Source organism: Fictibacillus nanhaiensis (assembly GCF_042686385.1).
GTDB lineage: Bacteria > Bacillota > Bacilli > Bacillales > Fictibacillaceae > Fictibacillus > Fictibacillus nanhaiensis.
This window is the reverse complement of the sequence record NZ_JBHUPF010000006.1, coordinates 1,916,142-1,933,902: the sequence shown is the minus strand read 5'-3', so window position 1 is coordinate 1,933,902 and position 17,761 is coordinate 1,916,142. Positions and strand designations below refer to the sequence as shown.

Annotated in this window: 10 protein-coding genes and 1 other annotated feature; of the genes, 2 read left to right on the top strand and 8 right to left on the bottom strand. The window is 41.2% G+C overall.

Annotation, left to right across the window (positions count from 1 at the left end):
* Positions 1 to 27: 27 nt before the first annotated feature.
* From ACFS5O_RS13555 to ACFS5O_RS13540, 4 genes are all read right to left on the bottom strand, one after another.
* A complete protein-coding gene (locus tag ACFS5O_RS13555; protein WP_205726400.1) occupies positions 28 to 8,322 on the bottom strand; it encodes a carboxypeptidase regulatory-like domain-containing protein in 8,295 nt (2,764 codons plus the stop codon).
* 220 nt (positions 8,323 to 8,542) lie between these two features.
* Entirely contained in the window at positions 8,543 to 9,787 is a 1,245-nt protein-coding gene (gene tyrS / locus ACFS5O_RS13550; protein WP_205726401.1) for a tyrosine--tRNA ligase, read from the bottom strand.
* Between the two features lie 66 nt (positions 9,788 to 9,853).
* Positions 9,854 to 10,084, bottom strand: a binding site (T-box leader).
* A gap of 8 nt (positions 10,085 to 10,092) precedes the next feature.
* Positions 10,093 to 10,605, bottom strand: coding sequence for a MarR family transcriptional regulator (locus ACFS5O_RS13545; RefSeq protein WP_318300280.1), 513 nt, complete (start codon positions 10,603 to 10,605; stop codon positions 10,093 to 10,095).
* Positions 10,606 to 10,701: 96 nt separating this feature from the next.
* Positions 10,702 to 11,790, bottom strand: coding sequence for a DUF3626 domain-containing protein (locus ACFS5O_RS13540; RefSeq protein WP_205726402.1), 1,089 nt, complete (start codon positions 11,788 to 11,790; stop codon positions 10,702 to 10,704).
* Between the two features lie 120 nt (positions 11,791 to 11,910).
* On the opposite strand from ACFS5O_RS13540, the gene ACFS5O_RS13535 reads away from it, so the two are divergent.
* Positions 11,911 to 12,477, top strand: coding sequence for a hypothetical protein (locus tag ACFS5O_RS13535; protein WP_205726403.1), 567 nt, complete (start codon positions 11,911 to 11,913; stop codon positions 12,475 to 12,477).
* A 72-nt stretch (positions 12,478 to 12,549) separates the two neighbouring features.
* Here the strand turns inward: ACFS5O_RS13535 and ACFS5O_RS13530 are convergent, their stop codons facing one another.
* From ACFS5O_RS13530 to bcaP, 4 genes are all read right to left on the bottom strand, one after another.
* Positions 12,550 to 13,776: a cation:proton antiporter gene (locus ACFS5O_RS13530; RefSeq protein WP_205726404.1), complete on the bottom strand. Its 1,227-nt coding sequence runs from the start codon at positions 13,774 to 13,776 to the stop codon at positions 12,550 to 12,552.
* Positions 13,773 to 14,273, bottom strand: a complete 501-nt coding sequence (locus ACFS5O_RS13525) for a cation:proton antiporter regulatory subunit (protein WP_205726405.1) — start codon at positions 14,271 to 14,273, stop codon at positions 13,773 to 13,775. Before ACFS5O_RS13525 ends, ACFS5O_RS13530 begins: the two co-directional genes overlap by 4 nt.
* Positions 14,274 to 14,419: 146 nt before the next feature.
* Positions 14,420 to 14,740, bottom strand: a complete 321-nt coding sequence (locus ACFS5O_RS13520) for a hypothetical protein (protein ID WP_205726406.1) — start codon at positions 14,738 to 14,740, stop codon at positions 14,420 to 14,422.
* A gap of 119 nt (positions 14,741 to 14,859) precedes the next feature.
* Positions 14,860 to 16,242, bottom strand: a complete 1,383-nt coding sequence (gene bcaP / locus ACFS5O_RS13515; protein ID WP_205726407.1) for a branched-chain amino acid transporter BcaP — start codon at positions 16,240 to 16,242, stop codon at positions 14,860 to 14,862.
* Positions 16,243 to 16,482: 240 nt separating this feature from the next.
* Between bcaP and gltP the strand changes: the two genes are divergently transcribed.
* Positions 16,483 to 17,745, top strand: a complete 1,263-nt coding sequence (gene gltP, locus ACFS5O_RS13510; RefSeq protein ID WP_205726408.1) for a glutamate/aspartate:proton symporter GltP — start codon at positions 16,483 to 16,485, stop codon at positions 17,743 to 17,745.
* Positions 17,746 to 17,761 lie beyond the last annotated feature (16 nt).

Below are 17,761 nucleotides of genomic sequence, written 5' to 3'. Positions count from 1 at the left end.
CAGGTCAATCTCTCTTTAATTAGTATTTTAGTAATTTACTAGAGTAGCACAATCCAAACCAATAACAAGTGTTCGTCGAACCGAACCTCCTGGACTGTCAGCAAAATAGACTAATACTGCACAACCTGAATTTCGATCGATACTTAGAAGTGTAAAAATGGTTGGACACGTACTTCCTGGAATACAGAGCGCCTTCCCTTTTATGATAACAATCACGCCATTTGGTACTTGGCTTGGTAAAAGATTAATCGTTAGCTCAGTGGTTTCACCGTCTACAATCGTCACCGATCCTGTGAACACTCTATATCCATTTTGAGTAACGGTAATGGAATAAACACCCGGAGCTAGCCTTCCGAAACCAAAGACACCATTTGCTCCAGAGACCGTTTCAAAGGTTGTCGCCCCATCTCGCAAGACAACAGCTGCACCTAAAACTGGCAGTTTAGTAAATGCATTGATTACTCTTCCTTCTAGCGCACCAAATCCAGATCCTGAGCCCAGTACAAAATTCACCGTTAAGTCGTCTCCAGGAAGGGCTGTTACGCCTTCTGATTGATCAGCATAGCCAGGAGCTGATCCCGTTACGGTCAGTGTACCTGCTGGCAAGTTTCCGATTACATAATTTCCGTTTGGTCCAGTTGCTCCGCGGCCAACGATTAGACCATTTTCATCGAATACAGACACCACGGCATTAATGACCGGGAACGCAGCCAAAATGACGGCTTCATTTGCTGGTACGTTTGCTTGAATGCCTAAAACATCGCTGTCCGAGCCGATGACCTCTTGTAATAGCAAGTTGGTATCTGAAGTCACCCTGCCTCTAATCGTTACAGGATTTCCAACAAGCTGATAATCTTCTGTTGTTACTGCTCCAGCGGTAACAACTATTAATTTTGCATCACTAGCATATCGAGTGGCCGTTGCACGGACCGAATATGTTCCAGGTGCCAAACCTGTTACGGAATAATTCCCATCTTCATCTGCTATATCACTCGTAATTGGCTCACTATCCGTGTTAAAGACAAACACTACAGCACCAGAAATTGCAAGACCTGTATTTCGGTCTGTTACTCTACCCGCAATTGTTCCAGGGTTGCCTGCTAACACAAAGTTTACCGTTGCTGTATTTCCTTGTTCAACAGTAAAACTTTGAAGTGATTGCTGAAAGTTTGAATTAATCGCAACAATGGTATAAGAACCTGCATCAATATGACCGATAAAATAACGGCCGTCAATATCGGTCTGAACCTGAACGACTACTGAAGCTCCATCTTTTGCAAGAGTTATAAGGGTATCAGCTAGTGGTTGACCACCTTGATCCGTCACCCTTCCCCCAACGGCTGAAATTTGAGAAAGCAGTAGTAAATCTTGAATGCTAACCTGATTGCTGAATACTTCTTCACTGGCCTCTGCTGTTCCAAATTCAATAGCATTTGCAACAACCGTATATACACCTGGCGGAAGACTGTTTACGCGATATTCACCTTCATTATTCGTTACCGTAACAGCTATAACTGGACCTGCCACACCAAATGCACGGACCTCTATAGAGGCGTTTGGTATCGGTTTACCGGTTGTAAAACTTGTGACGGTTCCGGCTAAGCTCCCTGGATCTGGATTTAATGCTACGTTATCTATAGTCGTCTCATTAGCTAGGATGAACACCCCGGCTAAGTTTGAATCAAAGTTTACTGCTGTTACATTCACCTGATAGCGGCCCGGTGCTAATCCAGAAACAGAGTACCGTCCGTCATTAGCAGACAAAATGGAAATGACCGTACTTTGTGTGCTGTCAATGACTCGAACAGAGGCACCAGGGATTGGGTTGCCTGTAAGCTGGTTAGAAATGACACCTGTGAGCTCGCCAGGGTCAGACACTAATTCTAGCCGTGTTTCCGTGATTTGACCGTCCTGAACGATGACCCCGTTTGTTGCGCTTCCGAATCCTGTTTTTGAAGCAGATACATTTAGAGATCCTAGCGGCAGATTGGTAATGAAGAACTGTCCATTGCTGTCTGTTATCCCCGTTGCAACCACAATGTTCGCTATATCCGTTACCGTTATTCTTGCTCCATTAATAGGAGTTTCTGTACCGCTTTCAACAACTGTACCACGTACAGCTCCAAAGGCAGTTGCTAGATTGATAACTACCTGAGTTAATTCATCAGCTACAACACTGACCGGTACAGTTTTTGACTGATATCCAGGAGCGATGACAATTAACAAGTAACTCCCAGGTCTTACATCAAGGAAAGAGAATTGTCCTGAGTTATTTGTAGTGACCGTTCTAATAATAACACCGCTTGTATTGGCTAGCCTTACTGAAATCTGCCGGTTTACGATTGGATTTCCTGCTGCATCCACAACAGAACCTTGTATATCTCCTTGAATGACAGAAATATTTATTGATGCATTTGTTGTTTGATTGCTTCTAACGATGGCTCCAACCGTGTTAGGAGAAAAACCAAACTTGTCAGCACTAACAGTATACGTGTTTGGAGCTAAACCTGAAGCCAAATAAGCGCCACTTGAATCGGTTGTCGTCGTACGAATAATGATACCTATTGAATTAATTACACTAATAACTGCGCCTACAACCGGATCACCTGTTTCGGCATTCCTTACGACCCCTTGAATATTTCCTGGGTTTGGTTCGAGTGTAAAGTCGACATTCGGCCGAACTTCCCCTGGACCAATGGTAATTCCTCCGTTAAAGTTCGCGAAGCCTGGGGCTGTAACAACAAGTGTGTACGTCCCTGCTGCAATATTAGAAATTTCATACGATCCGTCCGAGCTTGTAGAAGCTGTTCCTGCAACGACTCCATTTAAGTTTACGATTTTTACCGTAGCATCTATTATCGGATCACCAGAAGTGCTGCGAACTGTTCCACGAATGGTTGCAGGGTTCGGAATAAGCGAGATGTTCGTAATCGTAGTTTGATCAGCTGTAACAGTAGCTCCTGTAGAGTTTCGCGCATAATTGACCGCGGTCCCCACAACATTATACGTGTCAGGTGGCAAGCCAGGAACAACATAGTTTCCTAGACTGTCTGTTATAGCCCTTGCAATTGGATCTGTATCAGATGTACGGAACACAATGACTACACTTCCTACGAGTGGCCCATTTGTTTCAGCATCCGTAATTTTCCCCGCAATTCTGCCCAAAATTTGATTTAGTTCAATGTTTACAGACGCAGTTCCACCTGGTCCAACCGTAAACGTTACTTCTTCCCTCTGAAATCGGGGATCTACTGCTACTAGCCTGTATTGTCCCGCTGAGAAACCATTGATAAAATAACGGCCAGCAGAATCTGTTAATACAGATGTGATGAGTACACCAGTATTCGTAAATAAGCGAATCAAAACATTGGCAAGCAGAGTGCCTGTCTCTTCATTCGTAACAATACCTGTAACTGAACCTGGATTATTTGTAAGCAGAATGTTTACTGTTGTGGTCTGATTCGGCAGAACAACGGTTGATGCTGATTCTGAACCATAATCCTGTAATGACGCGACAATGGTATAAGAGTTTGGCGAAAGTGCAGCAAATGCATACTGTCCGTCACTGTTTGTCAACGTGGTTCCTATTATAGGTCCGGCCGATGATAAGAGTCTTGCAATAACGGATACGCCTGCTAGCGGCTGACCACTCTGACGGTCACTGATTACACCCGAAATTGTACCTGGTGATGGTGAAAGTGCAAAGCTCAAAACACTCGTTGCATTCGGTTGAATGGTAAAGCTAGCTAAATCTGTTGTGAATCCGTCTGCTGTTGCCGTAGCTCTATAAGATCCAGGATTAAGATCAGGAACTAAATACTGACCAAATTGATCTGCTACAGCAGTCGTAATAATCGCACCTGTATCTGTAGAAACAATAACGATCGTTCCTGGTATTGGATTACCTGTTCGGACATCCGTAACAAATCCGCTCAATGATCCAGGTGTTGGCGACAAACGCAATGTGATGTTTTTTGTTTCATTTGGATTAAGAAAAATCGTAGCCGTATTCGATCCAAAGTTATCAGCAGATGTACTGATAATGACATTACCTGGCGGGATGTTTGAGATGGAAAATTCCCCGTTGCTGCCGCTGATCGAACGGTTGATAAAGATTCCGTTTACCGTTGTTACTAAAATGACAGACCCTGGTATTGGTGCACCCGAATTTGCATTGACCACTTGGCCGGTTACAGTTGCCGGCAATAAGCTTAATGGCACCGTAACTGGCACCGTTGCACCCGCAACCACATCGACTGGAACTGTATTCGAGCTGTATTGGTCCGCACTTACGTTTATAAAATACCTGCCCGGACTTAAACCTAAAACGATGAATGTTCCATCTGGATTTGCAAGGAATGTTCTGAGCAGCTGACCCGATGAATGCAGCAGGCGGACTTGAATATTGTTGCCTGTTACTGGATTTCCGACTTGATCAACGATTTGACCAGAAACGTTCCCAATTGTGCTGGATAGCTGAATATTGGCACCCGCAGTCTGATTGCTCGTAACGATTGCGCCTGTTGTTACAGTGGAAAAATCATCTTTGTTGGCCGTAACCGTATAGCTGCCCGGTGCGAGATTGCTAACGATATAGTTTCCTGCTGGCGATGTTAGAGCAGAGCCTATAAAAGCCCCATTTGTTGTTCGGACGATGAGCGTCACACCACTTAGCGGAGTTCCGTTCTCATCAGTTACTTGACCAGCTATCGCACCCGGATTTGGTTGTAGCTGATAATTTGCTCCAGAAATGACGAGACCAGGCGTTGTGGAGATCCCCGCAATCAGTGAAGAAAAGTTCTGTGCTGTAATACTCACCTGGAAGGTTCCTGGAGGCAAGTTGCCAATCGAATAGTTTCCGTTATTATCGGTGGAACCTAAGCCAATAATTGTTTCGTTAGCATCCAGAATTTGTACAACTGCGTCTTTTATCGGTGTACCAGATGTACTCGTGATTTGTCCCGAAACAGAGGCTGGATTCGGCTGAAGCGTCAGCGAAACCGAAGAAGTCTGATCCGCAAATACACTTACTCCGGTAACGGCTGTCTGATAATAAGGCAATGAAGCTGTTATCGTATATTGACCTGGTGCAACAGAATCAAAACGGAACACGCCTCCAGGAGCTGTTGTTGCGGAGCTGATTAAAATATTATCTGCTGTAAAAAGCTGAATCGTACCTCCACCAAAGGCTGGCGAGATCTGACCAGAAATTGTTCCCGGATTAGGCGGCAGGTCCACATTGCGAATTGTGATTAAGTTCGGCTGAACAATGGCTCCTGTTTGGTTTGTCTGAAAACCCGGTGCTGAAACAATAACATTATAAGATCCTGGCGCAAGTCCTGTAATTAAATAGTTTCCTAGTGCGTCCGTGATCGTTGTCAAAATCGTTAGTCCGTTTAAATCGGTGACTCTTACTGTTGCCCCGCCGATTGGTCCGCCTGATCCTGTAACATTTCCTGAAATGCTGCCTGGAGATGGAGCAAGAGCGATATTTGTCGTTTCAATTTCTCCAGGTGTTAAAATGACAGTTGCTGAGTTTGCCTGGAAATTATTAGCACTAACTACTACCGCATATGTGCCTGGTGCCAGGTTTTGAACGACATACATGCCATTAGGATCGGTAAAGGCAGATGCAATCGGTGTTCCGTTAAGGTTTAAAATCCTTACTTCAATCGATGCCCCTGTAATGGGTGTTCCTGTTGTGCTGTTGAAAACGGTCCCTGTAATGGTTGCAGGGTTTGGCGCGAGATTAAAGGATACAACCGTCGTTTGGTTGGAGTTGATGATCGCACCTAGTGACAGTGTCTGATAACTGTCCTGAGAAGCTGTTACAGTATACGTTCCTGGCGCCAAATTCGTAACCGTATATCTTCCTTGGTCGTCTGCAACGTTTCTTGAAACGATGGTTCCCGAACTGCTCTCTCTTACAACAACCGTGGCACCTGCCAATGGCGTACCATTTGTTACAACGATACCTGTCAGCGTTCCCGGATTCGGTTCGAGCTGCACTTGAACAGATGTCGTTTCATTACCCTGAATGATGACCCCTGTCGTGTTGCTCGAAAAATTTGGTGCTGTGGCAACCTGAGTATAAGAACCAGGAATCAGATTGTTGATTGTATAGTTGCCGTTAGCATCCGTTACTGTTGACCCTACAAGTAAATTGTTTTGATAAAGTTCAATAATAGCACCCGAAATCGGAGCGCCCACATTAGACGTAACAGTACCGGTTAATAGCCCTACGATTCTTCCTAAGCTAGCGTTAACCGTGCTCGTCGTATTGGATTGAATCATCGCTCCTAAAATAACGGTTCCGTACCCATTTACAGAAAACGTAACTGAATATGTTCCTGGAGGCAGCTGTTCTACCGTATATTGCCCTCCTCCGTTTGAGGTGGTTTGCGCGATAGTGATGCCGCTTGAATTAAGCACACGAATACTTGCCCCAGAAAGAGGTGCGTTTGTTCCAGCATCCGTGACTGTCCCCGTGAGTATACCTGGATTTGGCGCAAGAGCAGCATTCAGCGTAGTCGTCTGACCCGCTGTTAACGTCGTACCAAGTAGCTGCGTTCCAAAGTTAGGTGTAGAAAAGCGGACGCGATAGGTGCCTCCCGCGAGATTGTTTAACGAATAAAGACCCGCACCATTCGTCGTTGTGCTTGTTATAACAATCCCTGTTTCATTTAACACTTCTACAGTTGCACCAGAAATTGGATTGCCGCCTGTATCGGTTACCGTTCCTTGAATACCAGCCGGATTTAACGCAAGCGTGAAATCAACGGTCTCCGTTTCATTAGGAGCAAGGTCGATCCCTCTTGAAGCAGATTGGAAATTCGTTGCTGTTACACTGATCGTGTAGTGCCCAGGAATGATGCCCGAAATGCTATATTGACCAAGAGCATCTGTCGTTGCAACGGCTACTTCTACACCCGATGTGTCCGTCAGTCTGACAACCGCATTTTGCAGTGGACCGAACCCTGCGCCGACAACTGTCCCGTTCACTGTTGCAGGAAGAGGATTCAGCAGCAGCTCTACTCGGCTTATATTGCCGCTCGTTACGGTTGCACCGCGAACGGCTGAAGTATAATCAGGATACGAGAACGTTAATGTATATGAACCCGGAGTTAGTCCAGTAAAGCTATAATCTCCGTTACCATTTGTCGTAGTGGTAGCGATCGTAGTAACACCTTGTTGCAGAAGGACGTTTACACCTGTTAATGGCAATCCAGTTGAACCGTCTTTTACAGTTCCTACGATACCACCAGTCGTTTGAACCGTTATCACCGTTGTTGCAGTACTTACAGGAAGAGTTTTTCCTGTAAAGTTATCAATCCCGCTTGTTGTAGCTGTCTCGAGAGTTCTAGAGCCTGTAGTTGTAAAAATACCTGTTACAGAGAACGTTAACGTCGTTTGCGTCCCTGCGGCCAGATTCCCAACGTTCCAGCTAAGTGTTTTCGAAAGTGAATCATACGTAGCAGTTCCGCTTGCCACATTGATTAGTGTAAAGTTCGAGATCAGGTCGAGACCTAAAACATCACGGATAAATACGGTTGTGGCCGCACTTTTACCTGTATTAGAAAGTGTAATTCTCGCTGTGTATGTGGCAGATTGTCCTGCTAGAATGGTACTTGGCCCGGAAATTAACTGCTTAGAAGCAACTAGTTTTGCCTGTACGTTAACATCTTCAGGAGTTACAGGATTAGAAAGGGCATTTTGAAATTGGAATCCTTCAGAAGTTCGAAGAGAGTCTTTGTTGTAGTTGTTGGCATTTGCTGAAGTGAAAGAGATGAGTTGAAGAGGACTGTTCGCATTAATTCCTAAAAATGAAAACAAAACAGAGACAGGAATGAAAAAGTCTAAGAAAAAGTCTGGATCTCCGCTAAAACTAGAATCCGCAGGCGTTACCCTTGCATAATCAAAGTTTACAATCGGCTGCGTAAAGTTTGGTGCTCCTTGCCCGTTTGTACCTTCAGCCTGATCCGTCCATGAGTTAAACTGAACGATCGTATTTTGAATCAGTTCAAGCCTTTGCAGATTTCCGTTAACCGTTAAAAGCCAGTTGTATGTCCCTGGCACTCCCGTTGTATTAATTAACACACCCCAAGCAAAGTTACGAAAAGCCGTTAAAGCATTGTTTCTCGGGTCACTGTTTAAACGAAGTCTAAAATAAACATTTGTACTGTCATAGGCGACATAAAATGAGGGGAATTGCGCATTACCAACCAAGTCTGTGGAAGCTGGAGATTCATCCCCTACAACGTCAAAATAGGGTTGTCCGCCAACACTTAGTGGAGAAAATTGGATATTACTCGGAAATGGCATATAAAAGTTTTGCACTCCTTTGAACTTATCTTGGCGGCTTTTGAAAGTAGTTGATTTCCATTTTAGAGTTCTCTTAGAAGCAACAAACTTTAAAAAACAGCCTTATCTTATAACGTATTCACCTCATGTCCCATTGGGTACGATAAACGCCTAATTTATTCAAGAAATAGTGTCACATAAAAAGAAGAACCATACGATATGGTCCATCTAACTTCAATTTTTATTTTTTTATCTTCACAAATTTCCGCTTCCCTACTTGAACAATTAAGCCATCTTTTACAATGACTCGCAAATTCGCATCTTCCACTTTTTCACCATAAATTTTAACGCCACGGTTCGCAATCATTCGGCGGGCTTCACTTTTTGACGTAAGCATCTTCAGTTCAACAATCAGGTCGATAACTGAAACTTCCTCTGCACCACTCCACTCCATCACCGGGATCTCATCAGGCATGGTTCCTTGCTGGAAAACGGTGATAAAATGCTGTTCGGCCGCCTCAGCTGCTTGATCGCCATGGTACATCCGTACAATTGTTTTTGCTAAAAGCATCTTTGCATCACGCGGGTGTATTTTCCCACTCTCGATGTCACCTTTCACACGTTGAAGTTCTCCAGGCGTAAAATCGGTCACGAGTTCAAAGTATTTTGTCATGAGTGAATCGGGAATCGACATCGACTTTCCGTACATTTCTTGCGGAGTTTCATCAATCCCGATGTAGTTCTTCTTGGATTTCGACATTTTCTCAACGCCATCTAGTCCTTCTAGAAGCGGCATAAGCATAGCAACCTGTTTTTCTTTACCAAACTTCTCTTGGTAGTGTCTTCCCATTAAAATGTTGAAGTGCTGATCCGTTCCACCTAATTCAATATCACATTCCAGCATAACGGAATCGTAGCCTTGCATAAGCGGGTAAAAGAACTCGTGCAGCGAGATCGGTTTACCTGTGGAGATGCGCTCATCGAAATCGTCTCGTTCCAACAACCTAGCAACCGTAATTTTACCAGCAAGATTGATCACATCTTCAAAATTCAGCTTAGAAAGCCATTTGGAATTATAGTGCAGCTCAACTTTTTCCATATCAATGATTTTACCAAACTGTTCGAAATACGTTTTTGCATTGTGCTCTACTTCTTCTGTCGTTAATTGTTTTCTAGCAACAGATTTTCCTGTAGGGTCACCGATCTTCCCTGTAAAATCACCAATGATCAATTGAATGATATGACCGTTCTGTTGAAACTGCCTTAGTTTGTTCAACACTACCGTATGACCAAGATGAACATCTGGTGCTGAAGGATCAAGTCCGAGCTTTATTTTCAAAGGAGAATTTCCTAAAATAGACTTCGCTACTTTGAGTTCCAGCTCTTCTGTTGGAATAATATCCTGAACGCCTTGTTTATAGATATCCATCTGCCTCTTCACTTCAATTTGTTGCTTCTCATTCAGCTGTTCCATAATCTGATTCATCCTATTTTCCTCCTTTTAAGATCTCAAAATGTAATTTATAAAATAAAAAAGACCACATCCCATAAATAAAGGGACGTGGTCTAACTTTTACACGCGGTACCACCCTAATTGAAGAAATTATTCTTCCACTCAAAAGTAAATAACGGTTTTCCCGTTCTTCTTCTGTTTAATTAAAAACATAACAAAGAAAGCTCTCGGAAATGTAATTCACATGATCTTTGTGCTGATTCTCACCAACCACCAGCTCTCTAGAAACAGGGAGATCATTGCTACTGTGTTTCCTGTCATTGCATTTTTATATGAAATTAAAAATCATTCTCTCGTATAACTCTTCTCAGCAAGCTTGATATTACTTTCTGCTCTTCAATGGACAAAGAAGAGACCACTTCCACTTCACCTTCATGGAATTTTGGATATAGTTCTTCCATTACTTTTCTGCCTTTATCAGTCAAAACAACACATGTGATGCGTCGATCTCGATTGTCCACTTTACGATAACACAACTCTTTTCGTTCTAGTGTATTCGTGATATTACTTATGGTCGCTTTTGAAACACCTGCAGAAAGTGCTAATTTTTTTGTTTCAACAGAATCCCATATCCACAAATCATACAGAATAGAAAAGGACGTCCAGGACAACCCATGCTTCGCTAATACTTCCCGTTCCATTTTATTGCGAAGTCCTTGTGCTGCTCGATACAGATTCGTCACTACCGTAATAGAGTGCAGATTAAGTGATTCAATCGGTGCTTTCGTTAATTGATTGATGGTGTCCTTCTCTTCCGGCAACAACTCGCCGTACTCATCAAAAGAATAGATATGATCCACTCCTTATCAATTTTCATAATCGTTAGCATTGAAATGATATTAACAAACTAACATGGATAATGCAAGGTCTTGTTGATTGAATAACCATTATTTTTTTACAAATGCTTCTCCATACTTCACTAAAACGTGCCACAAAAGCTTCAACTCTTGTAAGACTTCACTTGGCGTTCCTCTGTCAGTCCAAGTCCCCGGATTTCTCATTAAATCCATTACAGCTTCACCTATAAGATGTGCATTAATCACTTGATTTTTAGCTATTCTTTTTGCTAATGCCGCCATTTCTGGTCCTCTAAAGTCTGAAGGAACTTGATCTATTGACAATTGAAATCCAGAGTGATAATAAAGTTTAATACCATATTTTGTACAAAGGTTTGATAGCGTATCTCCAACCTCCGTACCTATAAATGAAGGATCTGCAACAAGGAAGTCTATATCTTCTTTTAATGAAAGATCACCGTGAACCTGAGCTTCAATGTAATGATTTAGATTTCGGTACACTTGTTTTTCAGTTGGGTCTTTAAAAGGAACTTCTATTTTGTGAACAAGGTATCGAATCAACGAACTTACCATAAGATTAGGTTCTCCTAACGCATAATCTCTCGTGAAAACTTCCTCTAATAATGCTGCAAGTATCATGTCAAACTCTCCAAAAGTACCTTTTTCTTTAGGATTCTGATGAGAGTCAAGGTATGTAAAGGTAGCTCGTTTTGAAACTTCAGGTTTGAGTAAGAAATAACATGAACCAAACCGCGGTGCTGGCCCATCTGCATGATTCATGATGTTTAAAGCACCATATTTTGCACGTTCCTTAAGAGTTGTACCCTTTGTCTGATAAGCTCCTCCAAATAACTGTTCTTCCCACTGATCACGCAATCCTCCGGGATATGCAGAAACACTACCGTTTGAGAGCAGCGTTTCAAACTGACTTTTATAGATTCCTTCTTGATATAAAGCTTCTGCAATATTTATCATAGAAGAGTTTGGTCGATCCGGGTGAAAGTGTAGAGCGATACGAGCGTGTTCTTTAAGTTTAAAGACCGCCTGTTGAAAAACATCATCAGTTATGTTTGCCATTCTTAATAGGTGTTGAATCGTAGCTTGAGCATCATTTTTATGTTTTGCTGCATAATGTTCAACATATTCTATGGCAAGTTGTTGGGCTTGAGTTAATTTCATACCAAACTGTCCTTTCTTCATCGGCACATCTTGTTATTTGCCAAACTTTGAGATGAATATTCACTATCATGAATAGTGGTTTAGCTTTAATGAATATATTTGATTAAGGAGAGGATAATTATGGGTTATAAAAAAAAGAATAGAATCACAGGATCTCGAAGCTTTAAAACTCCGAGCGCTTTTCCTCTTGTCTTACTTTTGGTGATTCTACTTTTCTCTGCACTAAGTTTATTTTTATCTTCGACAGTTTTTCAAGATCACCTTGTTTTGTCAGAGCTTTTCTTGTTTCTATCGATGTCGCTGCTATCTCTATTTATTGCATTTGTTGCAAGTTATTCTATATTGAACAATTGGATAGAACGCATTCTTGTTTCAGTTGTAATTGTTGGTTCTCTTGCATTTTCATTTACTTTTGCACACACCTTGTTTCAACTATATGAAGATATAGATCTCTATGAAGCTAGAAACTTTGAATCAGTAGAAGGTATCCCTTCTTCATTCACTTATGATGGTTCAAAAAATGGTCCGGATTATGTTACTTCTATAACGATTCATCATAAAAAAGTTAAAGTGTCTCATTTGAATATCACGACTAAACGTTATAAAGAACATTTCAAAGATAAATCTATACAATTAAATTATTTGACACATAGTAAGCTTGCCGTAGATATTGATAAAAACGATTAAGGCTATTGCATGTGAAGTAAACAAAAAAACACAGCTCTCTAGATAGAGAAGCTGTATTTTCTTCATACATACTCAATTTGCCTTCTTTTTAAGTTGAGGATGTTCTTCTTTTTTCCATTTGAAAATTCCATTCAATACATTATAAATCTTCTTTGACTCTTTTGTAAGAAATGGTCCCAGTATCGCTAAGATGAGAACATATAGTGCTGAGAATGGCTTTAGTACAGAAGCCAAACCGCCTGCCATCCCAATGTTAGCTACGATAATAGAAAACTCTCCTCTTGAAACAATCGTTAGCCCGATGTTAGACGAAGCTTTATGAGAAAGTCCCGCCTTTCTTCCTGCAATCATTCCAGCTACAAAGTTTCCAATGATCGTGATCACCACAGCTCCAAGTGCCAGCCAAACCGCTCCACCTAACGTGAACGGATCTATACTCAATCCGAAGCTGAAAAAGAAGATCGCTCCAAAGAAATCTCGGAACGGTATGACCATCTTCTCGATACGTTCACTATGTTCCGTTTCAGAAAAAACGAGTCCTAACAAAAGAGCACCGATCGCTTCTGCTACGTGGATGGTTTCTGAAAAACCTGCGATAAAGAACAATGAGGCGAAGATCACAATAATAAAAATCTCATTCGATGTGATATTAAGAAGTCTGTTTAAGTGCTTTGTACATGTTCTTGCAATAACGAAGAACAAAATCATATAACAAAATGCGATTAAAATGGATTTTGTCACACCCAGAACAGAAGTTGCATCTCCTAACACTAACCCTGAGATGATCGAGAGATAAACGGCCAAGAATATATCTTCGAACATGATGATTCCAAGGATCAGTTCTGTTTCAGGATTCGCAGTACGCCGTAGATCAACGATGATCTTTGCGACGATCGCACTAGAAGAAATGGTGATAATTCCAGCTATGATCAAAACCTCTAATAGAGGAAACCCCATGATATAGGCATAAACCCATCCTAATGTGAAGTTTATGAGGATGTAGATACTTCCCCCAACAGCGATGTTTTTTCCAGAGCGAACTAATTTACCTACCGAAAACTCTAAACCGAGATAGAAAAGCAGGAACAAGACACCTATCCTCCCAAAGAAGGTAATGATCTCGTTGCTATTAATAAACGTGAAGTCCAATACGCCAATTACAGGAGCATGTGGTCCTACAATCATTCCGAAAATGATAAGAAACGGAATGATAGAAAATTTTAATTTATTTGCGAGTAAAGCAGCAAGCGCGATAATGATTAGAGCTGTACCAACTTCTAGTACAAGATGATTTGTCATTCACTGCTCACCTCGGCTGAAAACATCTCCTTAATAATCCGTTTAACACCAGGTCTTTCCCCTGAAATGATTAGCATATCTCCAGAGCCGATCATGGTTTCAGGACCAGGGTTCAACACTTTTTCATTTCCTTTGATGATAGCGATGACAGATACTTCGTATTGTTGACGGATATCGAGTTCTCCAATCGTTTTTCCGACTGCATATGCATAGGAGTCCAGTCGATACCACTCAATCATAAGTTCATCAAATGCCATTTCAATTGTTTCAAGCGCTTTTGGTCGATAGATCATTCCACCGATAATAGCAGCAAACTGTCTAGCTTCGGTATCACTTAACGTAACTGATGAAAGACTTTCTTCATAATCGTGTTTGTCAAAGTGATAAATTTCTCTTCTTCCGTCATCATGAACTATAACGACAACTTTATCTCTATTCGCGATCTCTACTTCAAACTTTCTGCCGATTCCAGGTAATTCTGTTTCTTTAACGATCATAACAATCTCCCTTTGTTCGTTTTTTAAGCACTACAAAGAAACGTTCGGAAACATGTTTTTTCGAAACGTGCTTATGAATAGATGGTTCTGTTAAATAAACCCTACATCGAAGGCCATTTTAAAGGTTTTTGAGATTGTTGTGATCGTCAGAGGTAATTCGATTGAAATTGATAGGGGGTAAGACGTACAATTTTGTTGTTGACTTGGCTGTATGATGGGAATACATAATCATCATGTGATTCTTCAAACAGTATTTGGTTATCCGCATAAACTGCTTTTACGGATTTTTTTAACTTTTTACTCTTTGTTGGATATTCGCCAATGATCTTTGATTCATCAAGGGTCGCTGAGGATAGTTCATAAACGTCATTTTGAGGCGGCGAAAAAAGATTTTCCATATTGTAGTTAGGAAAAAGTGATGTAAAAGCAAATACATACAATAAAGCCAATATAGATATTTTCCGCAATTTCTTACTCCCCCCTTTCTTTTTTACTACTAAAAGTATAACACGAAAGAACGCGTTTCTGAAGTAAAGTGAAAAAGCCACCTATATGAAAGGCAGCTTTTCTCACTATCAATCTCTTTCTATTTCGTTGTGTTTAAACGGCTGTGACGATAACCGTAACTAAAATAAAGAACAAGTCCGATCACAAGCCAAACGACAAAGCCTTTCCAAGTAAATGCTGAGAGTTGAAGCATAAGATAAACACAGAAAATAATGGCTAAGGCTGGAATCAATGGAACCCAAGGGGTCTTAAAGCCTCGTTCGATGTCTGGCCGAGTTTTTCTAAGAACGGCAACTCCTAAAGATACTGTTGCAAAGGCAAACAATGTACCGATACTCGTAAGTTCTGCTAGTTTGTCTAACGGCACGAATCCAGCAAATAAGGAAACTAATAATCCTGTTGTCCATGTACTTGAAAGAGGTACTTTCGTTCTTGGATGAACAGAGGACAGTTTACTTGGAAGAAGTCCATCACGACTCATTGCATAAAACAACCTTGTCTGACCGAACATCATAACAATTAGCACGGTTGTAATTCCTACGATAGCTCCTAATGAGATGAAACCTGCTGCCCAATCTTGACCGATAAATTGCAACGCAAACGCTACAGGATCTTTAACGTTCAGCATGGTATAAGGAACAATCCCGGTAAGTATGAGTGAAACCACGATATAGATAATTGTACAAATAGCTAAAGCAGAAATGATTCCAATCGGTAAATTTCGCTGTGGATTCTTCACTTCCTCTGCAGCTGTGGAGACAGCATCGAAACCAAAATACGCAAAAACAACAACTGCAGCCCCTGTCACTACACCAGAGAATCCAAAAGGAACAAACGGCTCCCAGTTAACAGGTTCCACATACCAAACACCGACTGCTATAAATAATAAGATTACTGCCACTTTCACGATAACCATAATAGAATTGAATTTCGCAGATTCTTTAACACCCCTCGATAACAGAAGTGTGACAAGTAAAATAATCATTACAGCAGGCAGGTCAATATATGTTCCCTTCGATGGATCAAAAGCACTTGTGATAGCTGTTGGAAGATGTATACCAAAACCAGTTAAAAGGCTTTGGAAATATCCTGACCAACCACTCGCTACAGCTGAAGAAGCGAGACCGTATTCAAGTACGAGGTCCCAGCCCAAAATCCAAGCAAAGATTTCACCGAATGCTACATAACTGTAGGTGTAAGCACTCCCTGATTGAGGAATCATAGATGCGAATTCGGAGTAACAAAGTGCCGCAAAAACACACGCAAGCCCCGCAATAATAAAAGATAAGATAAGAGCGGGACCCGCATATTTTGCAGCCGCAACCCCTGTTAGCACGAATACCCCTGTTCCGATAATGGCCCCTACCCCTAACATTGTAAGGTCAACTGCACCAAGAACACGATTCAATGATTGATCACTGTTTTGATTAGTAGTTAATAACTTTTTTCTAAATAAGTTCATAAGTCCTCCTATGAATGTCGATAAAAGTCGAATAACGCTTTTGTCATTTTACAAGCATTTATTATTTTTGTAAACATTAAAATTTTCAAATATTTCTAATAAATAATAATGAGTGCATTCACTTCCATTCCCCCTTTATTCATTGCCATTTTTTTGCTTTGACAACCATTCCTTTTACTCGCTAAAATGTCTTTTATGTGGCAACTCAGATAACTAACATCAAGAAGAAGGTGACTCAATGTGAAAAAAGTAAGAATTAGTCTTGCGTGGCAAATCCTGATCGGACTAGCGTTTGGTATTCTCATCGGTGCTTTGTTCTATGGAAATGAAACCGTTCAAGGATATTTACAACCGATTGGAGATATCTTCATTCGCTTAATTAAAATGATCGTTGTACCTATAGTTGTTTCAAGCCTTATCGTAGGTGTTGCGAGTGTAGGTGATATCAAACAACTAGGAAGACTCGGTGGTAAAACGATTTTATATTTTGAGATCATTACAACTTTTGCAATCGTAATTGGTCTATTTATCGCTAACATATTCCAACCTGGAGCAGGAGTGGATATGAAATCGTTAACAAAAGGTGATATTTCGAGCTATGTGGAGACAACAGAATCAGTTGAAAGTCACGGCTTTGCAGAAACGTTCTTAAACATCGTACCCACAAACCTTTTTGAATCTTTAGCTAAAGGGGATATGTTGGCAATCATCTTTTTCTCCGTATTATTCGGACTAGGGATTGCTGCGATCGGCGAAAAAGGAAAACCGGTATTGGCCTTTTTCCAAGGAACAGCTGACGCTATGTTCTATATTACGAATCAAATTATGAAACTAGCTCCATTTGGAGTATTTGCACTAATCGGTGTTACGGTTTCTAAATTTGGTATTGAATCACTCGTCCCATTAAGTAAACTGGTTCTAGTCGTTTATGGAGCTATGTTCTTCTTTGTCATCGCTGTTCTAGGTGGCGTTGCAGCTATGGTAAAAGTTAATATCTTTACATTGATTAAAATATTGAAAGACGAACTGATCTTAGCTTACTCAACAGCTAGCTCAGAAACAGTATTACCAAAAATTATGGAAAAGATGGAGAAGTTCGGGTGTCCAAAAGCCATTACTTCTTTCGTGATTCCTACTGGTTACTCGTTCAACCTAGACGGATCCACTCTCTATCAAGCGATTGCAGCACTATTTATCGCGCAAATGTACGGGATTGAAATAACCATCGCAGAACAAATCTCTTTATTGCTAGTATTAATGGTTACTTCAAAAGGGATAGCAGGCGTTCCAGGTGTTTCCTTTGTCGTTCTTTTAGCAACACTTGGTACAGTTGGAATTCCATTAGAAGGCCTTGCATTTATTGCGGGTATTGATCGAATACTCGATATGGCTCGGACAGCTGTAAACGTAGTAGGAAACTCGTTAGCTGCTGTCGTGATGTCCAAATGGGAAGGTCAATTCAACACGATGAAAGCAGAGCAATATAAACAAGAAGTTAGTTAATATTCTAGCCAAAAAA

Bases quoted from the DNA above. Each gene is read 5' to 3' on its own strand.
- bcaP (WP_205726407.1), bottom strand. From the start codon at position 16,242: ATGAACTTATTTAGAAAAAAGTTATTAACTACTAATCAAAACAGTGAT.
- tyrS (WP_205726401.1), bottom strand. From the start codon at position 9,787: ATGAATCAGATTATGGAACAGCTGAATGAGAAGCAACAAATTGAAGTG.
- ACFS5O_RS13525 (WP_205726405.1), bottom strand. From the start codon at position 14,273: ATGATCGTTAAAGAAACAGAATTACCTGGAATCGGCAGAAAGTTTGAA.
- ACFS5O_RS13530 (WP_205726404.1), bottom strand. From the start codon at position 13,776: ATGACAAATCATCTTGTACTAGAAGTTGGTACAGCTCTAATCATTATC.
- ACFS5O_RS13555 (WP_205726400.1), bottom strand. From the start codon at position 8,322: ATGCCATTTCCGAGTAATATCCAATTTTCTCCACTAAGTGTTGGCGGA.
- ACFS5O_RS13540 (WP_205726402.1), bottom strand. From the start codon at position 11,790: ATGAAATTAACTCAAGCCCAACAACTTGCCATAGAATATGTTGAACAT.
- ACFS5O_RS13535 (WP_205726403.1), top strand. From the start codon at position 11,911: ATGGGTTATAAAAAAAAGAATAGAATCACAGGATCTCGAAGCTTTAAA.